This is a genomic window from Streptomyces sp. WAC 06738 (assembly GCF_003945505.1).
Classification (GTDB): Bacteria; Actinomycetota; Actinomycetes; order Streptomycetales; family Streptomycetaceae; genus Streptomyces.
This window is the reverse complement of record NZ_CP029618.1, coordinates 23,670-47,707: the sequence shown is the minus strand read 5'-3', so window position 1 is coordinate 47,707 and position 24,038 is coordinate 23,670. Positions and strand designations below refer to the sequence as shown.

The following is a 24,038-nucleotide window of genomic DNA, read 5'->3' as shown; positions in this document are numbered from 1 at the left end:
CCCCGGCACGGGCGACCGCCGGCAGCACGTAACCGCACCCGGCGAGGCGGCGAGGAGGAGGGTCATGGGACTGACCTCCTGGCTGACCGTGGCGGTTTTCGCCGGGGTCTACGTCCTGATCGCCACCGAGGTGGTGCACCGGGTCACGGCGGCGCTCGGCGGCGCGGTGGTCATGCTGCTGATCGGTGCCACCGAGCCCGAGCACGCCTTCTTCTCCAAGCACTCGGGAGTCGACTGGGACGTCATCTTCCTGCTGCTGGGCATGATGCTGATCGTCTCCGTGCTGAAGCGGACCGGGATTTTCGAGTTCATCGCGATCTGGGCGGCCAAGAGGGCGCGGGGCAGGCCGTATCGGCTGATGGTGCTCCTCGTTCTGGCCACCGCGTTCCTGTCGGCGTGGCTCGACAACGTCACCACCGTGCTGCTGATCGCCCCGGTGACGATCCTGGTATGTACGCGCCTGGGGGTGCCGGTGGTGCCCTTCCTCATCGCCGAGGTGATGGCCTGCAACATCGGCGGTGCCGCCACCCTCATCGGCGATCCGCCCAACATCATGATCGGCTCCCGCGCCGGGCTGTCCTTCAACGACTTCCTCGTGCACATGGCGCCGATCGTCGTCGTCCTCATCGCCGTCTTCCTCCTGATGGCGCGGGTCATGTTCCGCTCCGCCTTCCAATACCATCCCGAGCGGGTGGAGGCGGTGATGGAGCTGCGCGAGCGGGACGCGATCAAGGACGTACGCCTGCTCGCCGTCAGCGGCGTGGTCGTCGTACTCGTGATGGTCGCGTTCGTCCTGCACACGACCCTCCACATGGAACCCTCGGTGGTGGCGATCACCGGCGGTCTGGTGCTGCTGGCCGCCTCGCGGCTGAGCCCCGGCGAGGTCGTCAAGGACGTGGAGTGGGAGACGCTGGCCTTCTTCACCGGTCTGTTCGTCATGGTCGGCGCCATGGTGCAGACGGGGGTGATCGCGGACCTCGGCGAGGCGGCCACCAATGCCACCGAGGGAGAACTGCTCGGCACCTCCATGGCGCTGGTCTTCGGCTCGGCCATCCCCTCGGCGGTGATCGACAACATTCCCTTCGTGGCCTCGGTGAGCCCCATCGTCGAGGAAATCGTCGCCGCCTCGGGCGGCACCGGCGAGGCCGGAATGCTGTGGTGGGCGTTCGCCCTGGGGGCCGACCTCGGCGGCAACGCCACCATCATCGCTTCCTCGGCGAACGTCGTGGTCATCGGCATCGCCGAGCGCGAAGGCCACCACATCTCGTTCTGGAAGTTCAGCCGCTACGGCCTCGTCGTCACCGCCGTCACCGTCTCCATCGCGGGTCTGTACGTGTGGCTGCGCTACTTCGCCCTGGCCTGAGCCCCGCTCCGGCACACGACCGCACCCCGGCCGAGCGTCGCCCCGCCTTGCCGTGCTCCGGTGCCAGGGCTCGAAGCACCCGGCACCGGAGCACGTGTCACCTCCGGAGCGGCCGGAATCACATGGGACGGCCTCCAATGTTGATTTCCGCCGCGCCGGCGAAGGCGTTGCCTGCCTGGGAGCTGGTCCCTGTCAGGCGTACGTACCGGCCGCCCACGGCGCCGAACTCCACGTTCTGCGGCGTGAGTGCTGCGGTGAAGGAGCCGGCCGCCGCCGGGGACCAGGTCGTGCCGTCGGGGCTCACCTCGATGCGGTAGTCCTTGATCCGGCCGTTGAAGCCGTTCTGCCGCTGGGTGTACTGCAGGCCGGTGACGTCGTACTGCTTGCCCAGGTCCAGAGTGATGTGGTGGGGGAAGGCCGAGGTCGCGTTGTACCACTCGGTGTGCCAGATGGTGTCGAGGTCTCCGTCGATGGCATTGACCGCGGCGCCGTTCTCACCGACGGTCTCCTCACTGTCGACGTCGTGCACCCGCAGCGTGGACTGGTCGACGAGATCCGGCAGCGGTCGCACCGAGGAGGACACCGAGACGGTCTCCTGCGCCGACCGTTCGCCCTGGACGGCGCTGATCGTCTGCTCACCGTGGACGGTCGCAGCCGGTATGACGCCATGACGGTCGAACCGGCCGGCCGAGTCGGCCCGCACGGTGTAGAGGGTCGTGTTGCCCATGCGGATGTCGACGTAGCCGGGCGCGAAACCGGTCAGCTCCAGCGGGACCCAGGTACCGGCCTTCACCTCGGACGGGACCGAGAGCGCAGGAGCGGAGGCAGTGCGCGCCTCATGGTTCGGGGCGTCAGCCTGCCTGACCCGGACGAACACCTCGTCGCCCGCGGATGTCTTCAGCGTGCACGCCGTGTCCTCGGCGAACGCCGCCCGCACTCCCGCGGTGTAGACACCGGCGGCGTGCAGGGAATCGCGTGACCGGCTCTGGCTGAACGTCACCGGCAGCGACCGGTTTCCGCAGGTCGCCGTCGCGGTCAGCGGCTCGGTCAGCGCGCTGGCGGAAGCGGGGTCGCCGTCGGTCGACACGGTGTCCGGCACGATTTTCGTGCCGTCCTCGGAGACCTTGGTCCCGGGAGCGGCGACCCGGCCCAGCTCGACGCGGGTCGTGACGCCCTGCGGCGCGGTCGCGTCGGTGCCGGCGACGGTGGCGGCCCACCGGGCACCGGGGCTCTCGTAGAAATCCTCACCGGCAACGGTGAGGTGCGGGCCGAGCCGGGCGAGACGTTCACCGAAGTCGGCGACGTCCTTCCGGTCCGCCGGAGTCCACCCGGTTTCCAGGATCGCGGCGGCTCGCGGCAGAGTGAGGAAGTCCGCCTGGTCGCTGCCGCGCACCGTCTCCGACCACAGCGCGCCCTCGACTCCCAGCACACCCGACTCGGGGATGCCGCCGCTGACCGTTGTCGTCGGGTCCCAGTCGTAGTAGCGCTGGAAGTCACAGGTGCCGCTGCAGGCCCAGGAGAGGCCGATCGGGGTTTCGCCGGTGTACTTCTGGTCCAGGTAGGCACCGCCCGCGGCGGAGACCACGGCCTTCCCGCCCTTGGAGATGAAGTCGCGCACCCAGTCGCCGCTGCCGACCCAGTACTGCACGACCGATCCGTCCCAGAATCCCTGCCCCTGGGAGAGCCCGGCCTCGGCATACTCCGACCAGCCCACCGTCTCCACGCCGGTCGCGGCCTTGATGTCGGGGACGGCGCGGGAGATGAAGTCGACGTAGCGCTCGTGTCCCATGGCATGCGACTCGTCGCCGCCGAGGTGCACGTACGGGCCCCCGGTCATCTCGGCGAGCTGCCGGAAGACATGCCTGACGAAGGTGTACGAGAGATCGTGCTGCTCGTCCAGCGCGGAGTACCCCACGCTGCCGGTCCCGTTCCAGTCCACCACCCCGGTGCCGGGGTCGCGCGCCGGGAGCGAGCGGTCGGTGTTCAACTCCGGGATCGCGTGCAGGGCCGCGTTGGTGTGGCCGGGGACGTCCACCTCGGGGACGACGGTGACGAACCGCTCCTTCGCGTACGCGACGATGTCGCGGTACTGCTCCTGCGTGTAGTAGCCCGTACGGCCCAGCTCCTTGCGGTAGCCGTCCCGGTTCATCGCGGTCTTGCCCGACTCCCGGTGCAGGTCGCGGTAGTCGATCGGATCACCCGGGTCCTTGCCCTCGTTGGTGATCTCGATCCGCCAGCCCTGGTCGTCGGCGAGGTGCAGGTGCAGCACGTTCATCTTCAACCGGGAAAGGGTGTCGATGTAGTCCTTGACCTCCTCGACCTCCTGGAATGAGCGGGCCACGTCGAGCATGACACCGCGGTAGGAGAAGCGCGGTGCGTCCTCGATATGCGTGGCGGGTACGCGCCAGTCGGTGACAACCGGCCGCGGTGACCCGGCCCACGCCGGCAGGAGCTGACGCAGACTCTGCACGCCGTTGAACGCGCCGTGCGCGGTGCGGGCGGTGATGGTGACGCCTCGGCGGTCCACGTCCAGGACGTACGACTCCGGGGTGGGGGCGGCACCTTCGACGGTGTACGCGGCCGCCGGGTCCACCGTGATACGGATGCCGGCGCCCTGGTCGCGCACCGGCACCTGGAACCCGGTCGCGCGGCGCAACTGCGCCGCGAGCTGCTCCCCGACGCGGGCGGCCTTGCCGCGGGCGACGATCTGGAGAGAGGGACGAAGGACGAACGGCTCGTCATCTGCATCCTGTTGAAGGACGACAGGGCGGGGGATGAGCGCATTGCCGCCGAGCTGGGTGGGCGAGTCCTGCTCGGCACCGGCCGACGGGGCCCCCGTGAGCCCGACCAGGGCTGTCAGGATCGCCGCGACCAGCAGATAGGGCTTACCGCGGGGGGTGAGGAACGAACGTCTCTTCCACTTCCGCAACTGCATGGGAACTCCCTATCGATGGACAGGTAAGTGCACGATCACGCACAGAGAGTGCGTACTTCTTGCAGGTCAAGCGCGGGAAGGCGCCCTGCGGTGGCGCTGAACCGGAGAGTGGCGGAGGAAGAGGCCCGGACCGTCCTGTCCACCGATGGGCGGACAGGACAAGTCCGGCTTCAGCATTGGTGCGGATGCTGCGCGTGGTACTTCAGGGCGCGATGGCCATGGCGAAGATGTGGATGCCGCCCTGCCCCGGCAACACCACCAAATCCACTGTCTTGCCCGCCTGGAGCGGGACGGAGTGGGCGAAGACGCTGTACGTGACGCCCGCGTTGCCGTACCCGTCCTGACGGTTGCGGCCGTTCGACGCGGCTATCTGGGTCGCGCCGTGGTCGGTGACGTTCTGGAACGACCAGTTGGGGAAGCCGAAGCTGCCGCTGCTGCTCGTGCCGTCGGTGTAGAAGACCCGGGCGGTGCCCACCGCGTTGTTGCCGACCCCCGAGCCGAGGAAGACCAGCTTGCTCCCGGATCCGCTGAGGGAGATCGCCTGGCCGCCGCTGGACACGTTGTCCTTGGCCCCCGGCGGGACGTCCGGCCAGGTCAGCTCGGCGCCCAGAGCGGTGACGGACGCACCCGGGCTCAGGCCCACGTCCGCGAGCTTCTGGGCGGAGAAGCTGTTGCCGCCGCCGTCGAAGTCGCCCGGCGCGGTGTTCGATTCATCGGTGATGCCGACGTTGTTGTAGGCCGCCGCGAGCGTGGGCAGCGGCTCGCCGCGCCGCTCCGTACGAGTGACCGTCGCGCGGGCGAGGCCGTCGCCGCCTTCGTACAGCGCGGTCGCGGTGAAGTTGAGCAGTTGGAAGCCGGAGCTCGGTGCCGGGACCAGCAGTTCGAAGGTCAGGGTGGCGTGGGCGTTCGGGGCGATGCCGCTCTTGACGGTCCGTACCTCCGGCTCCACCACCCAGCCGGCCGGCCCGGAGAAGCTCACGCGCAGGTCACGCATTCGCTGGGGAGCGGTGTTGCGGACGGTGACGGTGACGGTGGTGACGGCCGGTCCGTCGAGGTCGATGGGAGAGACGGTGATCTCGGTCTGCGCGGTGGCGGCGCGGGCCGTGCCCGCGAGGACGGTCGCGGGCAGCAGCACGGCCCCCGCTCCGGCCACGGCGAAGGATCTTCGGGACAGGGCGGCGCGGGATGGCTCGATCGGCATGAGCGTTTCCTCTCCTCCGGGGAGACCGGGCCGATGGGCGGCCCGAGGTTGGGTGGAGTCGATCCGGGACGACGTGGGTGAGCCCTGCTCACGCCACCGGCGGCATGTCCGACTCGCGCGTGTCGAGACCGAGACGGATGTTCACCCAGGATCCGCGGGTGAAGTCAGGCACCTGGACCGGACGCCCCTTGTCCTCCAGCGACATCACGCTGAGCGGCACCGGTGAGCACCACGCCGCCGCGTCGTACACGTCCATGTCCGGTACCAGGCCGGCGCGCATGCACTGGACCGTGCGCCACTGCAGCACATAGTCCATGCCGCCGTGCCCGCCGTTGTTGGCGGCGTCGTCGCCGATCTTCTTCCACAGCCAGTGGTCGTACTCGTCACGGTAGGCCTTGAAGTCCCGCCAGGAATGCCCGCCGTGGTCGGGCTCGATGTAGATCCGGCCCCCGGTCGGAGCCGGACCGGCGTAGTCCTCGAAGATGCCGCGGCTGCCGGCGATCGTGTTGATCCTGCTGTAGGGCCGAGGCGAGCTGACGTCGTGCTCGGCCCGGATGATGCGGCCGTCGGCGGTGTCGATCAAGCAGGTGACGAGATCGCCGTTGACGTACGTCTCCTTCCACGCCGGGTGACCCTCGGGCACGAACCGGGCACGGTAGTCGGCCAGTCCCTTGGGCTCGGTGGCGGTGGCGCGCAGGGTGACCATCCGGTCCCCGCGGTTGATGTCCATCGCGGCCGCGATGGGGGCCAGGCCGTGCATCGGGTAGAAGGAGGCGATCGAGCGCGTGTGCCACAGCCGCCGCCACGAGTCGGTGTAGTACGTGGGGGAGAAGAGCAGTTCACGCAGGTCGTGAAGGTAGCCACCGTGGCCGTTGGTGATGTCGCCGAAGGCGCCGTCGTGGGCCATGCGCAGCATCGCCAGTTCGTTGCGGCCGTAGGAGACATTCTCCGAGAGCAGCAGATGACGGCGGGTCCGCTCCGAGGTGTTGACCAGGTCCCACAGTTGGTCCAGCTCGGTGGCGATGGGCAACTCGACCAGCACGTGCTTGCCGGCGAGCAACGCGGCTTTGCCCTGCTCGTAGTGGAACTCCCAGGGGGTGGCTATGTAGACGAGGTCGATATCGTCGCGCTTGAGCATCTCCTTGTACGCATCCGGCGAACCGCCGAACTCCAGGGGCCGCGGCTTGCCGTCCGCCGCGAGCTGGTCGGCCTTGGCCTTCGCGCGTGGGGCCCGCACATCACAGACCGCGCGCACCACGCAACCGGGTACCGCAGCCCACCCGTTGGCCATCCCGCTGCCGCGGTTGCCGATTCCGATCACCCCGACCCGCACGGTCGGGTACACGTCGAAGGGCTGCTTCACCATCGAGGTCTGCCCCGCGGGCCGGCCGGGCGTCCCGGCTGTTCCGGCCGTTTCTGCGGCCCTCGCGGTGCCCGCGGTCCCCAGGGCGGCCATGGCTCCCGTGGCCGCCGCTCCTCCCAGAACTGCGCGTCTTGAGACTCCAGATGCTTCTTGCATGCGTTGCTCCCCGGCTTGGACGTCGCTGGTGCCCAAGAATCTCCCGGAGGCAGAACAGCATGTCAAGATGTGCGCGAAAGCTGCTTCTTTCAAGCAACTTCAAGCAAAGCGCACGGCGTTAGGGCATCTGCGGAACCGACCCGGCGTCTGCGGTCAACGACCTCCGGGCGCGCACGCGCGTGCCCGCGCACGTGCGCCGCCCGATGGCGGTACTCCGCGCCGGCCGCCCACGCCGGGCCTGCTGGCGCGCGCGGTCACGGGAAACGCCCGGCCTGGCGGAGCGTCAGGGCGCTCCGCCAGGCCCGGCCGCGGCTCCTACGCCTCTGGCGAGGCTCCCTTCAGTGTTCTGAGGTGTCGGGGCCGCAAGCCAGGAGCACGGTCGTTCGAGTTGCCCGCGGCCGGTCAGCGCCCGTATGCGGCGTAGCGCTGCTGCACCTGCGCGGGCGTCAGAGCCTCGTCCCAGGTGACGAGTTCGTCGAGGTCACCGCGGAGGCTGGCGTTGGGCGTGCCGATGGAGCGCAGCGGGAGGGGGATCGAGGCGTTCACGGCACCGACGGGTTCGCCGTCGGCGTAGAGCGTGGTGCGATCCGGCTCCGCCACCCAGGTCAGGTGGACCCAGCGGTTCAGCGGCACGGTGTAGCCGAAGCTGTGGTCGGCGTCGCCGAAGCGGGTGAAGCCCACCTTGCCGCTGCCGTATTGCTGCAGCTTCAGGGCGCCGGTGCGGGAGCTGAGCAACACCTGGTCGCTCGTGGTCGCGGTGAGCTTGACCCACGCGGAGGCGGTCCAGGGCGCTGCGACGTCCGTGCCGCCGAAGCCCACCCCGTCCCGGTTGTGGTCGAAGCGGAACGCCTGGCCGCGTACCCCGTCCTCGACGAGCGTCGGGTTGTTGATGATGTACGTGGTGCCGGGCAGGTCGCCGGCGACGTCTTCGGCCATGATCGTGTTGGGCGGGCTGCTGGCGTAGGTCCAGCCGGCCGGGTACGAGGCGGCGTCGAACGTCCAGTGGTGGCTGGGGCGGCCGTCGTCCGTCCGGGGCGGCTGGGGCGCGGTGGTGACGCCGGGCGGGTCGCCGAGCGCGGCCGTCCGGGCCCGGAATCCGGCGAGCGTGTCGGGGACGGCGGAGCCGTTCCAGGCCCGGTCCGCGAGGAGCGCCCGAGGAGCGGCCATGACCTGCTCGAAGTACCGGTCCTCGGCCCAGAAGTTGTAGTCGGCCCAGTTCATCAGGCCGGAGCCGAGCATGTCGTCAGCGGTGTTCGGCACCCACCTCTCGTACATCCACCGCTCGTCGGGGTAGAGGTTGTGGTAGTTGTTCGGCGTCACGTAGAAGGGGCCGATGGCGATCTCGTCGTGGCCCGGAATGATCGGGTCGGTGCCGGTCCCCTCCCAGGTGAGGAAGACCACGGGGGAGTGGACCTGCTGCTGCGGCGCTGCCAGGTGCTCGGTGCCGTTGTAGATGGCGGTCCGCTTGCCGTGGGCGGTCACCACGTCGTCGAGGGTGTTGATGTAGCCGTTGAGCAGGTCCCCGAGGGTGCTGACGTCCGGGTCCTCGGCGAGGTGGCGCTTCACCCGCGGGCACTCGGCGAGCTGCCCCGGCAGTTCATCGGCGCCGATGCTGAACAGCGGGGCGTCGAACCAGTCGGTGAACTCGGCTACGAGCCTCTTGGTCACCTCGACCGCGTCCCGGTCGGTGATGTCGATGATCCAGTCCGGGGTGAGGTGGGAGTGGGTGTGCGCGCCGGTGCACGGATTCGCGCCCGAGCCGAAGCCGATGCCGAACGCCTCGCTGATCACGGTCGCGTGGCCCGGCACGTCGATGCCCGGCATGATCTGGACGTGCTGGCGGGCGGCCAGTGCCTTCAGCCGCTCGATGTCGGCGCGGCTGTAGCTGTGCTTGCGCTCGGCGAGTCCGGGGAACTTCGGGCTGTAGAGGCGGAATCCCTCGGAATCCGACAGTTGCAGAAAGAGGGTGTTGAGCTTCATGTCACCCATGCGCCGGATGAGGTTCTCCAGGTAGTCCATCTCCCAGAACTTGCGACCGGCATCGAGCTGGACCATGCGTACCTGCTGCGTGGGCACGTCGGTGCTGCGGGCGCGCGGCACGGCGCGGTGTGACGAGTCGGCGCGCAGCGTCTGCAGCAGGGTGCGGGTGCCGTAGAACAGACCGTGGGTGGAGGCCGCCTCGATGCTGACCGCGCTCGAGCTGTCCAGGCGGTAGCCCTCGGCACCGAGTTCGGCATCGTCGGTGAGCCGGAGATGGATGTCGCCGGGCCGGGGCTCCTCGGGCCCGCTGCTGATGGTGAGCCGCAGTCCCGTGACCGACCGGATGTCGGCCTGCACCTGCTCGGCCAGGCCCTGCCCCGTCTGCCGGGCGGGGCCTGGCAGCTCCTGGCGGCCGGCCTCGGTCGTCGTACGGGCACGGGAGCCCGGATCGAGCAGGATGCGCGAGCGGGAGGTCAGGTCGACGGTGCCGCCGAGGTCCTCCCATTGCGCCGGCCGGGGCACCACCGGCGGCGGGCCGCCGTCGGCGAGGGGGTCCGGAGCGGGAGCGGCCGCCGCCGGGGCAAGGAGGGAGCCGAAGAGGGCAACGAGGACCGCTATGAGTACTGGTAGCGAACGACGCATGGTTGGAATTCACCCCATCTGACACGGAGGTTGGTGAGGAGTTCACCCGGACGATCGCCAAGGTGTCGAGCGGTAGGAAAGAGGAACCGGTCTCGGCTCGCCGTCTGTCCTATTTCACCGAGCCGGCTGTCAGGCCGGAGACGACGTGTCGTTCGATGAAGGCGAAGAGGACGACGACGGGGATGATGGCGACGACGGAGGCGGCGAAGAGGTAGTTCCATTCGACGGTGTAGTTGCCGATGAAGTTGTTGATGCCGACGGTCAGCGGCTGCTTCTCCGGCTCGGTCATGAGGGTCAGGCCCATCACGAACTCGTTCCAGGACGAGATGAACGTGAAGATGATCGCCGTGACCACGCCGGGCATGGCCAGCGGCAGCGTCACCTTGAACAGCGCGCCGAACCGGCCGAGTCCGTCGACCATCGCGGCCTCCTCCAGCTCCGCGGGGATGGAGGAGATGTAGGCGGTGAGGATCCAGATGGCGAAGGCGAGGTTGAACGCGCCGTTGGCCAGGATGAGTGTCCAGGTGGAGTTGAGCATGTCGAGCTGGTGGAACTCGCGGTAGAGGCCGATGAGCAGCGCGGTGGGCTGGAACATCTGGGTGACGAGGACCAGCAGCAGGAACGCTTTGCGGCCGCGGTAGCGCACGCGCGCCGTGTAGTACGCGGCCGGCAGCGACACCAGCAGCACCAGCAGCGTGGCGCCGCCCGCGATCAGCAGGGTGACCTGGAGGTTGTCGCCGAGCGTGGACTCCTCCCAGACGTCGACCAGGTTCTTCCACTCGAAGGAGGTGGGCAGGTAGGTGCGGTCGCGGAGTTCGTCCGCGGGCCGCAGCGCGGTGATGATCATCTCCAGATACGGTGCGATGAAGATGACCGCCAGCATCCACGCGCTCGCCGCGGTGACCAGGGTGCGCGGCCCGTACTTCCTGCGCCTGGCGGCGCTCTTGCCGCCCTTGGCTCCCCGGCCGCGGTCGCCGCCGCCTTTCCCGCCGGCTTCCTTGACGACGGGGCCGTCTTCCGGTGTGTGTGAGGGCGCGGAGAGGGTCATGCGTCCTCCTTGTTCCAGCGGCTGACCTTGAGGAAGATCAGGACGAGTACGACGACCATGGCGAAGTTGACGACGGACATGGCGGCGGATTCGCCGATGTCGGTGTCCTTCAACTGGTACATGAAGACCGTGGTCGTGGCGGTGTCGCTGCCGGGCCCGCCCTTGGTCATGGCCCAGATGACGGGGAAGGAGTTGAAGACGTTGATGAGGTTGATGACGAAGCCGACGAGGAACGCCGGGCGCAGCAGCGGCACGGTCACGCGCCAGTAGGTCTGGCGGGAGTTGGCGCCGTCGATCCGGGCGGCCTCGTACACCTCGTGCGGAATGGTCTGCAGGCCGGCGAGGAGCGTGTACGTGGTGAAGGGCAGCGAGACGAAGACCGCGACGAACATCATCCACGGCCAGGCGGTCGCGGGATCGCCCAGCCAGTCCTTCGGCCCGTCTATCAGACCGAGGTCGGTCATCAGGGTGTTGAGGACGCCGGCGGTCTGGTCGAGCATCCAGCGAAAGCCGATGGCGGTCATCAGCACGGAGGCGGCCCATGGTGCGATGAGCGCCCAGCGGGTGACCGTACGGCCCGGGAAGGGTTTGTTGAAGAGCTGGGCCAGGCCGAGGGAGAGGAGCATGGTGACGCCGACGACGGCGACGGTCCATACCACTGTCATCGTCAGCACGCTGGAGAAGCCGGACTCGTCGAAGAGCTGGCGGTACTTCTCGGTGCCGGCCGAGCCGCGGACGAAGCCGCTGATGCTGACGTTGAGGAACGAGGTGCGGATCAGTTCGTAGATGGGCCACAGCACCACCACGACGATCAGCAGGATGGCGGGGGCAATCCAGGGCAGCGGACCGAGCCGGGCCAGACCACCGCGACGGCGGCGGCGCTGCGGCCCGGTCTTCCGCCCGCCGGGCCCGGGGCCGGCAGCGGCCGCGGGCTCCTTGACCGTGACGGGCACGGGGGACTCCTTGCGGATACGGCGGTTGAGGGGACCGCACGAGGGGCTACGGGGGCTACGGGGGCTACGGGGGCGCGGCGGCGCGATCGTGCACGGGCCGCGCGAGAGCACGGGGGCGCCCGGGCGACGGCGCCCGGGGCGGGCCGCCGCGCGGCTACGGCGCGGCGGCCCGGTGGGGTCACCGAGGGCGGTTCAGCACCCGTGCGGGGTCACTCGCCCATGTCGGCGGCGGTGTCCTCGGCCTTCTGCTGGAGCTCGCCCAGCACCTTGGACGGGTCGTCGGAGACGGCCTTGCCGCCCGACTTCTTGATCTCCGCGGAGACCACGTCCCAGCTCGTGCTGCCCAGCGGGTAGAACTGGGCGGCCGGCAGCACCTCGAAGAAGGGCTCCAGGTCCTTGTGCTTGCCGCTCGACTGCATCTCCTCAAGGGTGTCCGTGGTCACCGGCATGAGGTTGTACATCTCGTCGAACTTCAGCGTGTTCTCCTTGGAGTACGCGAAGTCCAGGAACTTCTTGATCTCTTCCTGCTTGCCGCCGTCCTTGAACGCCATCATCCAGTCGGCGACGCCGAGGGTGGAGTCCAGCGGGCCGTCCTTGCCGGGGATCGGCGCGACCTCGTAGTCGACACCGCCGTCCTTCGCCATCTGGATCAGCGTCGGATGCCCGTTGAGCATGCCCACCTTGCCGGCGGCGAAGTCGGCGAAGGCCGTCTTGCGGTCGGTGGTGGCGGGGTTCTCATACGTCAGGCCGGGGTCGACCAGGTTCTCCTTCAGCCACTCGAACGTCTCCACGTTCTGCGCACTGTCGATGGTGTAGTTGCCCTCGGCGTCGGTGTAGCCGCCGCCGTTGCCGATCTCCCAGATCATCGACTCGCCCTGCGTCTCCTCCGGGCCGAGCGGCAGCGCGTAGGGGATCTCCGCGGCCTTCTTGTCCTTGATCTTCTGCGCCGCGGCGGCGACGTCGTCCCAGCTCTGCGGGACCTCCACACCGGCCTTGTCGAGGACTTCCTTGTTGTAGAACATCAACCGCGCCGAGGAGACGAACGGGATGCCGTACTGGGTGCCGTCGACCTCGCCCGCCTTGGCGAAGGATTCGATGAGGTTCGACTTCGTCTTCGGCGAGAGCACCTCGTCGGCCTCGTACAGCAGATCGTCGGCGACCTTGTCCGCGTAGCCGCCGGTCTGCAGGATGTCCGGGACGTTCCCGCCCTGGATCATCGTCTTGACCTTGGTGTCGATGTCGTTCCAGTTGATGACCTGGACGTCGACCTTGATGTCCTTGTTCTTCGCCTCGAAGCGCTTGACCACGTCGTCCCAGTACACCTTGGACGCGTTCGACGCCTTGTCACCGTAGTCGGCCGCCACCAGCTTGATCGTGGTGGCCCCGCCGTCACCGCCGCCTCCGTCGTCACCGCAAGCCGTGAGGCCCAGCGCACCGACAGCGCAGGCCGTGAGGATCCTGATCGTGCTCTTGCGCATCTCTGACGCCACCTTCGTGGGAACACTTTCGAGCGGATGCTTGAAGTTGATTGAATCTAGTGCTCTCAGAGCAGTATCGCGCACCCTGTGTGGCGTGAGTATGCATCCAGAGATGCCCCTCGTCCAGATGTCACCCCGAACTGTGACCTGACGGGCCTACGACGGCACGGTCGAGAGGGCCACGATGCGTGATCGTGCACTTGCGCACAGGGCTACGATGCTCGGCGGACTGTCGCGAGAAGGGGCGGTGGGATGTCCAAGCACGACCGGTGGAGCAGGCTGTTGCAGCACCTGGCCGAGAACGGGCGGCTCGAGGTGGAGGAGGCTGCATCGGTGCTGGAGGTGTCGGCGGCGACGATCCGCCGAGACCTCGACGAGCTGGCTGAGCAGCAGTTGCTCGTGCGTACCCGGGGCGGAGCGATCGCCCATGGGGTGTCTTACGAACTGCCGCTCCGCTACCGGTCCGTGCACAACGCCGCGGAGAAGCGCCGTATCGCGGAGGCGGTCGCCGATCAGATCGGCCAGGGGATAGTGGTCGGCATCAACGGTGGTACGACCACGACCGAGGTGGCACGCGCACTCATCATCCGGGCAGCGGGAGACGGCGCCGAGCAGGTTGCGGGGACGCCGGCGCCCAGCGTGACCCTGGTGACGAATGCCCTGAACATCGCGAGCGAAGCGGCGGTCCGGCCGCAGATCAAGTTGGTGCTGACCGGCGGCGTCGCGCGTCCCCAGACATACGAACTCGTCGGCCCACTGGCCAGCGGCGTCATGAGCGACGTGGCGCTCGATGTCGCGATCCTCGGCGTCGACGGTGTGGACTCCCGTCTGGGACTGATGACTCACCACGAGGAAGAGGCGAGCATCAGCCGCCTGTTCGCCGAACGCGCCCACCGGGTGATCGTGGCTGCCGACTCCTCGAAGCTGGGGCGACGGGCGTTCGCGAGGATCTGCGGCCTGGATCGTATCGACGTCCTGGTGACCGACTCGGCCGCCTCCGGCGAAATGATCGCTCGCCTCACCGACGCCGGGATCGAAGTGATCAGCGTGTGAGAGAGCGGCGTGGGCGCAGCGATACGAGCCGCCGTACGCGTCGGACCCCGGAATCGGCCGGCTATCGCCCCGGCTGGCGGGGCCAGTTCCGCGTGGTCAGGACCAGCAGGTAACCGTCGGGGTCCTGGACCGTCACACCCCAGGTGTCCCAGTACGGATTGTGAGCGGGTACCCGTTTGCCGCCGTGTTCTTCAAGCCGTTCCACCAGGCTGTCGGGCACCGGTTCGCCGAGGTAGATCACCAGCAGGTCCTCGACGGTGGGTCGCGGATCGACGGGGGCGGCGGGGTCGTGGACGAGTTCGAGGTGCCAGGCGGCTTCGGGCCAGCCGACCATGAGGAGTGAGTGCTCGCCGGGAGTGCCGTCCGCCGTGTGCCGGTACTGGATATCGAGACCGAGACCGGAGGTCCAGAAACGTTCGGCCGCGTCAAGGTCGCGCGACGGGCGGGCGATGCGTACGTGAGCTGTGGCGTCAGCCGGCAAAGCGCTGCCTCCTGATGGACGTGGCCCCGCGGGGACCCGGGCACGTGTCACGGAGCCTAGGGACCAGGGAACCTTCCGGCCATCGGGCGTTGGTCCTCCTACCTCGGTTGTAGAACGTACTGCTGCTGTTCAGGGCGCCACGAACCCCCGGCAGTGCCGGAATGCCCGGCCTCACTCCTTGACCGCTCCGGCGTTGGCGCCGCGGATGAAGTGGCGCTGGAAGAAGAAGAACAGCACCGCCACCGGCACCGTCGACAGCACCGCCGCCCCGAGCTTCAGCGGGAACTGGCTGCCGCCGCCGAGGCCGCCGGAGACGAACCTCGCCAGGCCCGTCGTCAGCGTCTCGTACTGCTCGGACTGCGTGGCGACCAGGAAGTGGGTGAACTCGTTCCAGGAGCCCTGGAAGGAGAGGATCGTCAGCGTGATCAGCGCGGGCCTCGCCATGGGCAGCACCACCGACCAGAACGTGCGCAGGACCCCCGCCCCGTCGATCCGCGCCGCTTCCTCCAACTCGCGCGGCAGGGTCTCGAAGAACTGCTTCATGATGAAGATCCCGGCCGCGTCCACCAGCAGCGGCACCACCATCCCGGAGTAGGTGTCGAACATGCCGAAGCTGTTGAGCACCAGGAACCGGGGAATCAGCAGCACGACCCCGGGCACCGCCATCACCGCCAGGACGAAGCCGGCGAGCACCGCCCGGCCCGGGAACCGCAGCCGGGCCAGTGCGTAGCCGGCCATGGAGTCGAACAGCACCCGCCCCGCCGTTATGAGCACGGTGACGAGCGCGGAGTTCGCCAGCCAGCGCGGGAACGGCACGCTGTCCGCCGTCCCGCCCAGGCCGAACAGCCGCTCGTACGTGACCGTCGTCGGCGTCGACGGCCACAGCGCCAGCGGGTCGGCGGCCGCGTCCGCCTCGGTCTTGAAGCTGTTGGAGATCTGCAGCAGGAAGGGCAGCAGATACAGCAGCGCCAGGCCCGCGACCAGTGCGTAGCCCAACAGCCGCGCGGGCCGCGGGAAACGGGGCAGGACCGGCCGCTCGTCCGGGGCGTCGCCTGCCGGGCGCCGCCGGCCGAGCACGCGGGCGCCGAGACGCAGGCGACGTACGGACCTACGGCGAGCCGTGCCCTTACCGGCCATGGCGCGGCCGTCCTCCCCGGTGCGAGGCGTGGTGTCGGTGGCGGTCATGCACGGCTCCTCTGTGAGATGCGCCGCCGCCCTCGATGCCCGAGCCGGTCCCGCCCGGCGTCGCGCTCCCGCAGCAGCCGGCGCTGCAGCACGACGAGCGTCAGGATGATCGCGAAGAGGAGGAAGGCGACCGCCGCGCCCTGCCCGAAGTCGGCGCTGTCGAAGGCCGCGCTGTACGACAGGAAGGCCGGCGTCAGCGTGGTGTTGGCGGGGGAGCCCTGCCCCATGACGTACACCATGTCGAACACCTGCCAACTGCCGATCAGCGCCAGGGTGAGAACCAGGAACACCACGGGGCGGATCGACGGAAGGATCACGTGCCACAACATCCGGCGACGGCCCACGCCGTCGAGCGCCGCCGCCTCCTCCAGCTCGCGCGGGATGTTCTGCAGGGCGGCCAGGAAGATCAGCATGAAGGTGCCGGAGGTGGTCCAGGTCGCCATCAGCACCAGGGTGAGCAGCGCCACCGAGGGCCCGGCCAGCCACTCGGTCAGCGGCAGCCCGAGGAAGTCGTGCGCCGCCAGGGACGCGCTGGGATTGTCGGGGTCGACCAGGCCGAGCCCGCCGAGCAGCACCCAGATCACGCCCCGCGGGTCGTTCAGCCAGTTCGGTCCCTCGACGCCGACCCAGGAGAGCAGGTTGTTGACCGCCCCGCTGCCCTGGAAGAGGAAGAGGAACACCGTGGCGACGGCGATGGAGCTGGTGACGGACGGGAAGTAGAACGTGGTGCGTGCCAGCCCGCGGCCCTTCAGCAGCCGCTGGTTGACGACCAGCGCGAGAAGCAGACCGGCCGACGTGGCCAGCGGCACGGCCAGCAGGACGTAGTACGCGTTGTTCCGCAGCGAGGTCGCGAACAGGGTGCGGTCCAGGCCGTCCTGCGTGAGCAGCGCCCGGTAGTTGTCCAGGCCGACGAACTCCGCCTCGCCGCCGGTGAAGGGGTTGGACTGGCCGTTCCAGTCGAGCAGCGACACCCACATCGCCATGAACACGGGCAGTGCCAGGAACAGGCCGAGGACGACCGCCATGGGGCTGACGAACAGCCAGCCCCAGACGCGCTCGTGGCCGCGGACGGTGGCCCTGCGCCTCACTTCGTGCTCTCTTCTATCACCGGCTCTCCGTTGCGCTGCAGGTCGGCGAGGATCGTCGCGGGGTCCGCGCCCTTCAGCCCGAGCAGCTCGCTGTTGAGCTGGGCGAGCACCTTGTCCATGCCCTTGACGGTCACCGGCCCCTGCATGCCCTCGCCGGCAGGGGTCCAGGGCTCGCGGTCGGGGTGGTCGCCGAAGTACGTCTCCGCCGCGCTCTCCCGGGCGGGTATCGCACCGAAGCCCTCGCCCATCGCGGCCTGTTGCTTCGGCGAGGTGAGGTGCCGTACGAGATCCACCGCGGCGGCGCGGTGCGACCCGTCCTGCGCCACGCCCCAGCAGGTGCTGAAGGCGAGGTCGCCGCTGCCCGCGGGGCCGTCGGGCAGCTCGACGAGCCGGTAGCCGGTGTCCGGGTAGTCGTGCTCCATCTGACCGGCGAACCAGCTTCCCTCGATGGTCATGGCGGCCTTGCCCTGGCCGAAGGCCTCACCGGCGTTGAGCGCGTCGACGTCCTTGGCGTACTTCCACCAGCCGTCCTGCAGCCCGCGCTTGACGAATCCGAGGGCCTCGGCGTTCTGCGGGGAGTCGGCCGTCATCTCCGTCTGCCCGGCGTCGGTGACCCATCCGCCGGCCTGCTTCATGAACGCGCCGAGGCGCTGGTACTCCTCGCTGGTCACCAGCCCCGTGACGTCGCCGCGGGTGAGCTTCTTCGCCACACTCTCCAACTCGGCCCAGCTCGTGGGGTGGTCCGCCTCGGTGAGCCCGGCCGCCTTCCACAGCTTCGGGTTCACGGCCAGGGCCAGGGAGCTGGCGTCCTTGGGCACGCAGGTCAGGTCGCCGTCGTACGAGAACGACTGCCGCAGCGCCTCGGGGAAGTCCTCGACGTTCTCGACCTTGTCGCCGTACGGGAAGAGGGAGCCGCCGGAGGCGTAGTTGGCGAACTGGTCGGAGGCGACGTAGAAGACGTCGGGCGGGTTGCCGCCGGCGAGGGCCTGGCCGAGTTGCTGGTTCATGTCCTTCGCCGCCTGCACGCGGACCTCGTTGCCGGAGGACTTCTCGTAGCCGGCGACGGCCTTCTCCACGGCGTTCGTCTCGGCCGCGCCGGAGGAGGCGATGAGCACCGTGAGCTCTTGCTTTCCGCCTGCGTCCTGCTCGGTGTCGTCGTCTCCGAAGCCGGAGGAACAACCGGTGGCGGCGAGGAGGCTGAGGCCGCCGGCAAGGGCGACCAGAGAAGTGCGGTTCGTCATCGGGGAGTCCTTCGGGTTGCGGCTCGGGATACGGGGGGTGCGGTACGTGGATGCGGTGCGGGGGAGGTACGCGGGGGGTACGGCTCGGTGCCGTACGGCTCAGTGACGTGTGCGCGGCTGCGGCCCCGCTGCGGGGGCCGCGGAGTCACGGACGACGAACGAAGGCGGCAGCAGCAGCCGTTCGGGCGCGCGGCCGGGGTCGGCCATACGGGCGAGCAGCAGCCGGACGCACTCGCGGCCCGCGGCGTCCAGCGGCTGCGCGATGCTGGCCAGACTCGGCGTGAGCAGCGGCGCCGCGGGGGTGTTGTCGAAGCCGGTGACGGCCACGTCCGTGCCCGGCGTGAGGCCGCGGTCGGCGAGCGCCCGGTAGCAGCCGACGGCCAGGGTGTCGCTGGCCGCGACGACGGCGGTGGCGCCAGCGTCGAGCAGCGGGCCGGCGGCGTGCCGGGCGGCCTCCACGTCGTCCTCGCACTCCGCACGGCGGCCGCGCACCGGAAGCCCGTGGCGCTGCAGGGCGCGTTTCCAGCCCGCGGCGCGCTCGTCGCCGGTGCCGGAGCCGCGCGGCCAGCCGAGGAAGGCGATCCGCTCGTGGCCCAGGCCGACGAGGTGCTCGACCGCGGCGTCGGTGCCGGCGGCGTTGTCGATGTCGACCCAGTCGCCGACCTTCCGCCCCGACCACATCCGCCCGAAGGCGGCGAACGGTACGCCGCGCCCGGCGAGCCACGCCTGCCGGGGGTCGCCGTGCGCGGTGCCGCTGAGCACGAAGCCGTCGACGTTGTGGGTGTCCAGCAACTCCTGGTACGCCTCCAGCAACCCGGGCCCGGTGGGGGCGGCGAACAGCAGGATGCGATGGCCGGCCTCGTCCGCGGTCTGGGAGAGCGCGTGCAGAAAGTGATCGAGCACCGGGGTGGCGGTACCGGGCGGCACGGGCTGGATGCCGTAGCCGAGGAGTTTGCTCGTACGGGTGCGCAGGGTCTGCGCGGCGCGGTGGGGGCGGTAGCCGAGGGCGTCGATGGCCTGGCGTACGCGCTCCAGGGTGTCGGGGCGCAGAAGGTCGGGGGAGTTGAGGGCGTTGGAGACGGTCTGCGGGGAGACCCCCGCGCGTGCGGCGACCATCGCAAGCGTCACGTTCCCGGTCGTCCCTGCCCGCTGGGGCGCTCCCGCCCGTTGGCCCGACAGCTCTGCCATGGCTGTCCCTCCTGCGCCGTGCTCCCGGTGACAGTCCGCGGAGCTCCGTGAAAGCCGCTGAAGCACCGCGGGTTGGAGCGATCCAAAGGATTGTGATCCATTTGAACTGCGCTTACATTTCTTGGAACGCTCCAATGCCTCAGAGATTGGTCCTCACCTGAGATGAGTGTCAAGACCCCGGAGGGGACCGGCGTCGAATCGGTCTCCCACGCGGGCCTGCAGCCCTTTCTGCACGACCGTGTCGTCACGCTGCATGCGCCGGCCTTCGCCGTCTCCCGGCCCGACGGGCAGATACACGACGGCGCGGACGGCTTCTACCACGGCGAACGCCGCGCCCTGGCACGGCTGTCGGTCTCCGCCGACGCCGGGCCCGCGGCACCGGTCTCGGGCGGGCTGGAAGGCGCGGACCGGGCGCTCTTCCGCGCCGTGCTGCGCGGGGTCGCCGAGACCACCGCCGACCCCGCCGTCGTACTGGAGCGGAGGCGCGCCACCGCCCCGGGCCGGCTGACGGAGTCGCTGCGGGTACGCAACTCCGGCCGGATCCCGGCGCTGATACGGCTGACCGTGGACGCGGGCACCGACCTGGCCACCATGGAGCAGGTCAAGGCGGGCCGGCCGCCGGGCCCGGCCGCTGCCGCGATCGACGTCGCCACCGGCACCACGCTCGTCTGGACCGACGCCACCGTGACGGTACGGCTGACCGGCTTCCCCGCGCCCACCGGCATCGAGGCGGGCGCCGCCGGGGGCCGGCTCCACTACGACGTGGCACTGGCCCCCGGCGACGTGTGGGACGCCGACCTCGTGTGCACCGCCGAAGACGCCGAGGGCGAGCCGTTCCCCGCCGCGGCCCCCGGCAGCCCACCCTGGCGCACCCCCCGGGTGCGCAGCGCCGACCGCCGGCTCGACGCCTGGCTCGACCGGTCCCACGCCGACCTCGAACGGCTCCTGCTGGCCGACCCCCGGCGCCCCGACGATCTCTTCCTCGCGGCCGGAGCCCCCTGGTTCGCCACGCTCTTCGGCCGCGACTCGCTGTGGGCCGCGCGGATGCTGCTGCCGCTCGGCACCCGGCTCGCCGCGAGCACACTGCGGATCCTGGCCCGCCGCCAGGGCACCGTCACCGACCCGGCCACCCAGGAGCAGCCGGGCAAGATCCTCCACGAGGTACGCCGCGCGGGCCTGCGCCTGTCCGGCAAGTCCGCGTCGCTGCCGCCCGTGTACTACGGCACGGTCGACGCCACCCCGCTGTGGGTGACCCTGCTGCACGACGCCTGGCGCTGGGGTCTTGACCCGGCCGAGGTCGAGGCGCTGCTGCCGCACGCCGAGCGGGCCCTGGCCTGGATGAGCGAGTACGGCGACGCCGACGGTGACGGCTTCCTGGAGTACGTCGACACGACCGGCGCCGGCCTGGCCAACCAGGGCTGGAAGGATTCCGGCGACGGCATCCAGTACCACGACGGCCGGCTCGCGGCGCCGCCGATCGCCCTGTGCGAGGTGCAGAGCTACGCCTACGAGGCCGCCCGCGGCGGAGCCGCGCTGCTGCGCGCCTTCGGCCGGCCGGGCGCGGACCGCTGGGAGGAATGGGCGGAGCGCCTGAAGTCCCGGTTCCGCGAGGCATTCTGGGTCGAGGACGCCCGCGGCCCGTACCCCGCCGTCGCCCTGGACCGCGACAAGCGCCCCGTCGACTCGGTGACCTCAGGCTTCGGACATCTGCTGGGCACCGGCCTGCTGGAACCGGACGAGAGCGCGCTGCTCGCCGAGCGGCTCGCCGGCAGCGACCTCGACTCGGGCTTCGGACTGCGCACGCTCAGCAGCGACTCCGGCGGCTACAACCCGCTCGGCTACCACATCGGCTCGGTCTGGCCGCACGACACGGCCATCGCCGTGCATGGCCTGGCCCGCGCCGGCTTCCCGGAGCCCGCGGTCGCCCTGGCCACCGGCCTGCTCCACGCATCCGGCGACTTCGACGCCCGGCTGCCGGAACTGTTCGCCGGCTACGGCACGGACTCCGGCAGCCGTCCGGCCCCGTACCCGGCGGCCTGCCGCCCGCAGGCGTGGGCAGCGGCGTCCGCGGTCCTGGTCCTGCAGTCGCTGCTGGGCCTGGCCCCCGACGCTCCCCACGCCACACTGACGATCTCCCCGCAGGTCCCCCGAGCCCTTCTCCCTCTCCGCGCCACGGGCCTCGAACTCGCCGGCGCGCCCCTGGAGATCGCCCTGTCCGCCGACGGCACCCCGACGATCCAGGCGCCTCCAGGCATCGCGGTCCAGACCGCGGGATGAACCGGCACGGCCGAGCGTTCTCGGCACGCGGGCCGCCCGCCATGACACCACTCCTGTAGCACCCTTCAGGCCTTTTGATGCAGGTAGGTGGTCCGGGATTGGGCATCCTCCAGCAGGGTGCGGAGGAGCTGGGCGTCCGGCGCCACGGCGGTGGCGAGGGTACCGGGGCCAGGCAGAGGGGTGAGGACGGCGCGGCCGGGGGCGAGGACACACGGCTCGGCCGGAGCGTCATGGAACTCGGGAGCGACGGTGAGCAGTTGTCCCGCGGCGAGGTTGCCCGCGAGCACGGCGGGGCCGTCCCATGCAGGGGCGCCGGGGCCGTAGTCGGTGGTCTGGTCGAGGAGCGGGCGACCGCCGCTGCGTACCGTGAGGCGCGAGACGAGCCGGCCGGGCGGTTCACCGGCGCGGCCGAGCACCTGCTCCTCGCGGAGCACCAGGCGGGCGGTGGGGGCGAGGTGGACGCGGTAGGCCACGTGGAGTCGGCTGCCGCGCACGGAGACCAGCGGCTCGGGCAGCCAGCGCAGCACGGCGCCGTCGCCGACGGTGAGGCGCACGTCGTAACGGGCGGGCTCGCCGGTGGTGCCCGGCAGTGCCAGGGTCGCGGCGGCGCTGGTGACGCTCAGGGCGGCCCCGGCCTCGACGCGCACGTCGAGCCCCAGCCGGTCGCCGCCGAGCGGCCCGGCCATCGCCCCGACCAGGCACACCCGCGCCTCCCCGGCGCCCGCCCGGATCCGGCGCAGGGCGAGTGGCCCGTCCCCGGCCAGCTCCGGCAGTGCGGTGCCGCCGCGCCCGTCGGGGGCGGCGGTGATACGGGCACGGGCGCGGACTTCGCTGGCGGGCCCGCGCGCGGCGGGCCGGCGGGGGCCGGGCGGGCGCGGGGCCGGCCCGTCCGTACGGTGGGCGTGTGCGGCCCCGAGGTCCGTCATGCCGTACGCCACGCGGCGACGCGCCCGCGGAGCCAGTCCGCGACCGGCCGTACGCCCCCCTCTCGCGCCAGCGAGGTGAACACGACCGGTCTCTCACCGCGTTGGGCCCGCGCGTCGCGCGCCATGCGCCGGAGGTCGGAGCCGACGTGGGGGGCGAGGTCTACCTTGTTGACGACGAGCAGGTCGGCCATGGTGACGCCGGGCCCGCCCTTGCGGGGGATGTCGTCGCCCCCCGCGACGTCGATGACGAAGAGCTGCACGTCGGCCAGGCCGCGGGAGAAGGTGGCCGTGAGGTTGTCGCCGCCGGACTCCACGAGCACCATGTCGAGGGGCCCCACCGTCGCCTCCAGTTCCTCGACGGCCTCGACGTTGGCGGAGATGTCGTCGCGGATGGCGGTGTGCGGGCAGGCGCCGGTCTGGACCGCGGTGATCCGCTCGGGCGGCAGTACGGCCTCGCGGAGCAGGAACTCGGCGTCCTCGCGGGTGTAGATGTCGTTGGTGACGACGGCCAGCGCCAGTTCGTCGCGCATCAGCCGGCACAGCGCGGCCACGATGGCGGTCTTGCCGGAGCCCACCGGACCGCCGAGCCCGACCCGGAGGGCACGGCGCGGGGTGGCGCGGGTGGAGCTCCCTGCCGGCCCTGCCGGCGCCGGGGGTGTGCCGAGGCGGGGCGCGGCGGTGCCGTAGGTGTAGCGCTGCGGAGCGGTCTCGGGGTGGTCGCGGTGCATGCCGTCTCCCTGGGTTCTCACGAGCTCGGCCGGGTCGGCCGGGGTCTGCCTACGAGGCGAAGAGCCGCGCCGCCCGGACGGCGTGCTCCTCCGCGGCGATGTCGAGGAGTGGGGCGCCCGCCGCGGGCAGAAGAGCCCCGACATCGGCCCGGCCCGCGGCGGCCGCACGTACACCCGCCGCCGTGGCCCGCGCGGCGACGTCGTCCAGTTCCGGGGCGAGGCGGGCGAGGACGGCGGTGGCCTCGAAGGGGTCGAGGCCGAGGAGCCGCACGGTCGCGGTCGCCGGCCCGGAGACCGCCTCGTACGCGGCCGCGTGTGCGGCGTCGCCGGGGCCGAGGCCCGCGGCCCGCGCGGCGAGGCCCAGGACGACGGGCTGGTGGACGCCACGAGGGCGGGCCTCGGCGAGGGCGTCCAGCTCCGCGTTCGGCCAGGCGGCGCGGGCGGCCCGCAGCAGTTGGCGGCCCAGCTTGCGGGCGGTGGCGCGCAGGGCGGGGGAGGGGGTGCGGGCGTCGGCGGCCTCGTCGAGGCGGAGCGGGTCGGCTCCGGCGCAGGCGGCGGCGGCCAGGGCGGCGGAGGTGAGCCCGGCGGTGTGCAGCCGCCCGCGGCAGTACGCCGCCAGCCCCGCGGCGTCCGTGATCCGCCCGGCGGCGACGGCCTCTTCGGCGCCGCCGGAGTGGGCGTGGCCGCCGGCGGGGAAGCGGCCGTCGGCGAGTACGAGCAGCGCGGCGCGGATGGCGGGCGGGGGCGGCATG

The 24,038-nt window shown here is 70.8% G+C and carries 18 protein-coding genes; 3 read left to right on the top strand and 15 right to left on the bottom strand.

Going from position 1 to position 24,038, the window contains the following annotated elements; all coding sequences use genetic code 11:
- The first annotated feature begins 64 nt into the window (after nucleotides 1-64).
- Nucleotides 65-1,363 (top strand): ArsB/NhaD family transporter, encoded by a 1,299-nt coding sequence (locus tag DMB38_RS00200; RefSeq protein ID WP_125933415.1) that lies wholly within the window; start codon nucleotides 65-67, stop codon nucleotides 1,361-1,363.
- A gap of 118 nt (nucleotides 1,364-1,481) precedes the next feature.
- Here DMB38_RS00200 and DMB38_RS00195 read toward each other — a convergent pair whose 3' ends face one another.
- The 7 genes from DMB38_RS00195 to DMB38_RS00165 form a co-directional block, all read right to left on the bottom strand.
- Nucleotides 1,482-4,298, bottom strand: coding sequence for a family 20 glycosylhydrolase (locus DMB38_RS00195; RefSeq protein WP_125933414.1), 2,817 nt, complete (start codon nucleotides 4,296-4,298; stop codon nucleotides 1,482-1,484).
- 202 nt (nucleotides 4,299-4,500) lie between these two features.
- Complete coding sequence (locus DMB38_RS00190) at nucleotides 4,501-5,433, bottom strand: NEW3 domain-containing protein (RefSeq protein ID WP_125938718.1); 933 nt, start codon at nucleotides 5,431-5,433, stop codon at nucleotides 4,501-4,503.
- 154 nt (nucleotides 5,434-5,587) lie between these two features.
- On the bottom strand, nucleotides 5,588-7,018 hold the full coding sequence (locus DMB38_RS00185; protein WP_125933413.1) for a Gfo/Idh/MocA family oxidoreductase: 1,431 nt from the start codon (nucleotides 7,016-7,018) through the stop codon (nucleotides 5,588-5,590).
- Nucleotides 7,019-7,420: 402 nt separating this feature from the next.
- Entirely contained in the window at nucleotides 7,421-9,640 is a 2,220-nt protein-coding gene (locus tag DMB38_RS00180) for a family 20 glycosylhydrolase (protein WP_240661859.1), read from the bottom strand.
- A gap of 109 nt (nucleotides 9,641-9,749) precedes the next feature.
- On the bottom strand, nucleotides 9,750-10,688 hold the full coding sequence (locus DMB38_RS00175; RefSeq protein ID WP_240661857.1) for a carbohydrate ABC transporter permease: 939 nt from the start codon (nucleotides 10,686-10,688) through the stop codon (nucleotides 9,750-9,752).
- Complete coding sequence (locus tag DMB38_RS00170) at nucleotides 10,685-11,641, bottom strand: sugar ABC transporter permease (protein WP_125933412.1); 957 nt, start codon at nucleotides 11,639-11,641, stop codon at nucleotides 10,685-10,687. The genes DMB38_RS00175 and DMB38_RS00170 overlap by 4 nt, the downstream gene beginning before the upstream one ends.
- A 209-nt stretch (nucleotides 11,642-11,850) precedes the next feature.
- Nucleotides 11,851-13,119 carry an extracellular solute-binding protein gene (locus tag DMB38_RS00165; protein WP_125933411.1) on the bottom strand — a complete coding sequence of 423 codons (1,269 nt, stop codon included), beginning with the start codon at nucleotides 13,117-13,119 and terminating at the stop codon, nucleotides 11,851-11,853.
- Between the two features lie 252 nt (nucleotides 13,120-13,371).
- Between DMB38_RS00165 and DMB38_RS00160 the strand changes: the two genes are divergently transcribed.
- Nucleotides 13,372-14,172, top strand: coding sequence for a DeoR/GlpR family DNA-binding transcription regulator (locus DMB38_RS00160; protein WP_125933410.1), 801 nt, complete (start codon nucleotides 13,372-13,374; stop codon nucleotides 14,170-14,172).
- A 61-nt stretch (nucleotides 14,173-14,233) separates the two neighbouring features.
- On the opposite strand, the gene DMB38_RS00155 is transcribed toward DMB38_RS00160, so the two are convergent.
- From DMB38_RS00155 to DMB38_RS00135, 5 genes are all read right to left on the bottom strand, one after another.
- Complete coding sequence (locus tag DMB38_RS00155) at nucleotides 14,234-14,653, bottom strand: VOC family protein (protein ID WP_125933409.1); 420 nt, start codon at nucleotides 14,651-14,653, stop codon at nucleotides 14,234-14,236.
- Between the two features lie 171 nt (nucleotides 14,654-14,824).
- Nucleotides 14,825-15,838 (bottom strand): carbohydrate ABC transporter permease, encoded by a 1,014-nt coding sequence (locus DMB38_RS00150; protein WP_240661856.1) that lies wholly within the window; start codon nucleotides 15,836-15,838, stop codon nucleotides 14,825-14,827.
- The gene (locus DMB38_RS00145; RefSeq protein WP_240661854.1) at nucleotides 15,835-16,926 is read right to left on the bottom strand and encodes a sugar ABC transporter permease; all 1,092 of its coding nucleotides are present in this window, start codon (nucleotides 16,924-16,926) and stop codon (nucleotides 15,835-15,837) included. Before DMB38_RS00145 ends, DMB38_RS00150 begins: the two co-directional genes overlap by 4 nt.
- The gene (locus DMB38_RS00140) at nucleotides 16,923-18,167 is read right to left on the bottom strand and encodes an extracellular solute-binding protein (RefSeq protein WP_125933408.1); all 1,245 of its coding nucleotides are present in this window, start codon (nucleotides 18,165-18,167) and stop codon (nucleotides 16,923-16,925) included. The genes DMB38_RS00145 and DMB38_RS00140 overlap by 4 nt, the downstream gene beginning before the upstream one ends.
- Before the next feature lie 99 nt (nucleotides 18,168-18,266).
- The gene (locus DMB38_RS00135; RefSeq protein WP_125933407.1) at nucleotides 18,267-19,355 is read right to left on the bottom strand and encodes a LacI family DNA-binding transcriptional regulator; all 1,089 of its coding nucleotides are present in this window, start codon (nucleotides 19,353-19,355) and stop codon (nucleotides 18,267-18,269) included.
- Nucleotides 19,356-19,517: 162 nt separating this feature from the next.
- Between DMB38_RS00135 and DMB38_RS00130 the strand changes: the two genes are divergently transcribed.
- The gene (locus DMB38_RS00130; RefSeq protein ID WP_125933406.1) at nucleotides 19,518-21,632 is read left to right on the top strand and encodes a glycogen debranching N-terminal domain-containing protein; all 2,115 of its coding nucleotides are present in this window, start codon (nucleotides 19,518-19,520) and stop codon (nucleotides 21,630-21,632) included.
- A 65-nt stretch (nucleotides 21,633-21,697) separates the two neighbouring features.
- Here DMB38_RS00130 and DMB38_RS00125 read toward each other — a convergent pair whose 3' ends face one another.
- Genes DMB38_RS00125 through DMB38_RS00115 form a run of 3 tightly spaced genes read right to left on the bottom strand, consistent with a single transcriptional unit; the run spans nucleotide 21,698 to nucleotide 24,037 of the window.
- Nucleotides 21,698-22,558, bottom strand: a complete 861-nt coding sequence (locus tag DMB38_RS00125) for an urease accessory protein UreD (RefSeq protein ID WP_125933405.1) — start codon at nucleotides 22,556-22,558, stop codon at nucleotides 21,698-21,700.
- A complete protein-coding gene (gene ureG, locus DMB38_RS00120; protein WP_125933404.1) occupies nucleotides 22,555-23,286 on the bottom strand; it encodes an urease accessory protein UreG in 732 nt (243 codons plus the stop codon). The genes DMB38_RS00125 and ureG overlap by 4 nt, the downstream gene beginning before the upstream one ends.
- A 49-nt stretch (nucleotides 23,287-23,335) precedes the next feature.
- Entirely contained in the window at nucleotides 23,336-24,037 is a 702-nt protein-coding gene (locus tag DMB38_RS00115) for an urease accessory UreF family protein (protein WP_125933403.1), read from the bottom strand.
- Nucleotide 24,038: the final 1 nt, after the last annotated feature.

What these genes read in the sequence shown, in the direction of transcription:
- DMB38_RS00165 (WP_125933411.1), bottom strand. Translation starts at nt 13,119, where the DNA reads ATGCGCAAGAGCACGATCAGGATCCTCACGGCCTGCGCTGTCGGTGCG.
- DMB38_RS00175 (WP_240661857.1), bottom strand. Translation starts at nt 10,688, where the DNA reads ATGACCCTCTCCGCGCCCTCACACACACCGGAAGACGGCCCCGTCGTC.
- DMB38_RS00115 (WP_125933403.1), bottom strand. Translation starts at nt 24,037, where the DNA reads ATGCCGCCCCCGCCCGCCATCCGCGCCGCGCTGCTCGTACTCGCCGAC.
- DMB38_RS00150 (WP_240661856.1), bottom strand. Translation starts at nt 15,838, where the DNA reads ATGACCGCCACCGACACCACGCCTCGCACCGGGGAGGACGGCCGCGCC.
- DMB38_RS00140 (WP_125933408.1), bottom strand. Translation starts at nt 18,167, where the DNA reads ATGACGAACCGCACTTCTCTGGTCGCCCTTGCCGGCGGCCTCAGCCTC.
- DMB38_RS00200 (WP_125933415.1), top strand. Translation starts at nt 65, where the DNA reads ATGGGACTGACCTCCTGGCTGACCGTGGCGGTTTTCGCCGGGGTCTAC.
- DMB38_RS00160 (WP_125933410.1), top strand. Translation starts at nt 13,372, where the DNA reads ATGTCCAAGCACGACCGGTGGAGCAGGCTGTTGCAGCACCTGGCCGAG.
- DMB38_RS00135 (WP_125933407.1), bottom strand. Translation starts at nt 19,355, where the DNA reads ATGGCAGAGCTGTCGGGCCAACGGGCGGGAGCGCCCCAGCGGGCAGGG.
- ureG (WP_125933404.1), bottom strand. Translation starts at nt 23,286, where the DNA reads ATGCACCGCGACCACCCCGAGACCGCTCCGCAGCGCTACACCTACGGC.
- DMB38_RS00195 (WP_125933414.1), bottom strand. Translation starts at nt 4,298, where the DNA reads ATGCAGTTGCGGAAGTGGAAGAGACGTTCGTTCCTCACCCCCCGCGGT.
- DMB38_RS00130 (WP_125933406.1), top strand. Translation starts at nt 19,518, where the DNA reads ATGAGTGTCAAGACCCCGGAGGGGACCGGCGTCGAATCGGTCTCCCAC.
- DMB38_RS00185 (WP_125933413.1), bottom strand. Translation starts at nt 7,018, where the DNA reads ATGCAAGAAGCATCTGGAGTCTCAAGACGCGCAGTTCTGGGAGGAGCG.
- DMB38_RS00180 (WP_240661859.1), bottom strand. Translation starts at nt 9,640, where the DNA reads ATGCGTCGTTCGCTACCAGTACTCATAGCGGTCCTCGTTGCCCTCTTC.
- DMB38_RS00125 (WP_125933405.1), bottom strand. Translation starts at nt 22,558, where the DNA reads ATGACGGACCTCGGGGCCGCACACGCCCACCGTACGGACGGGCCGGCC.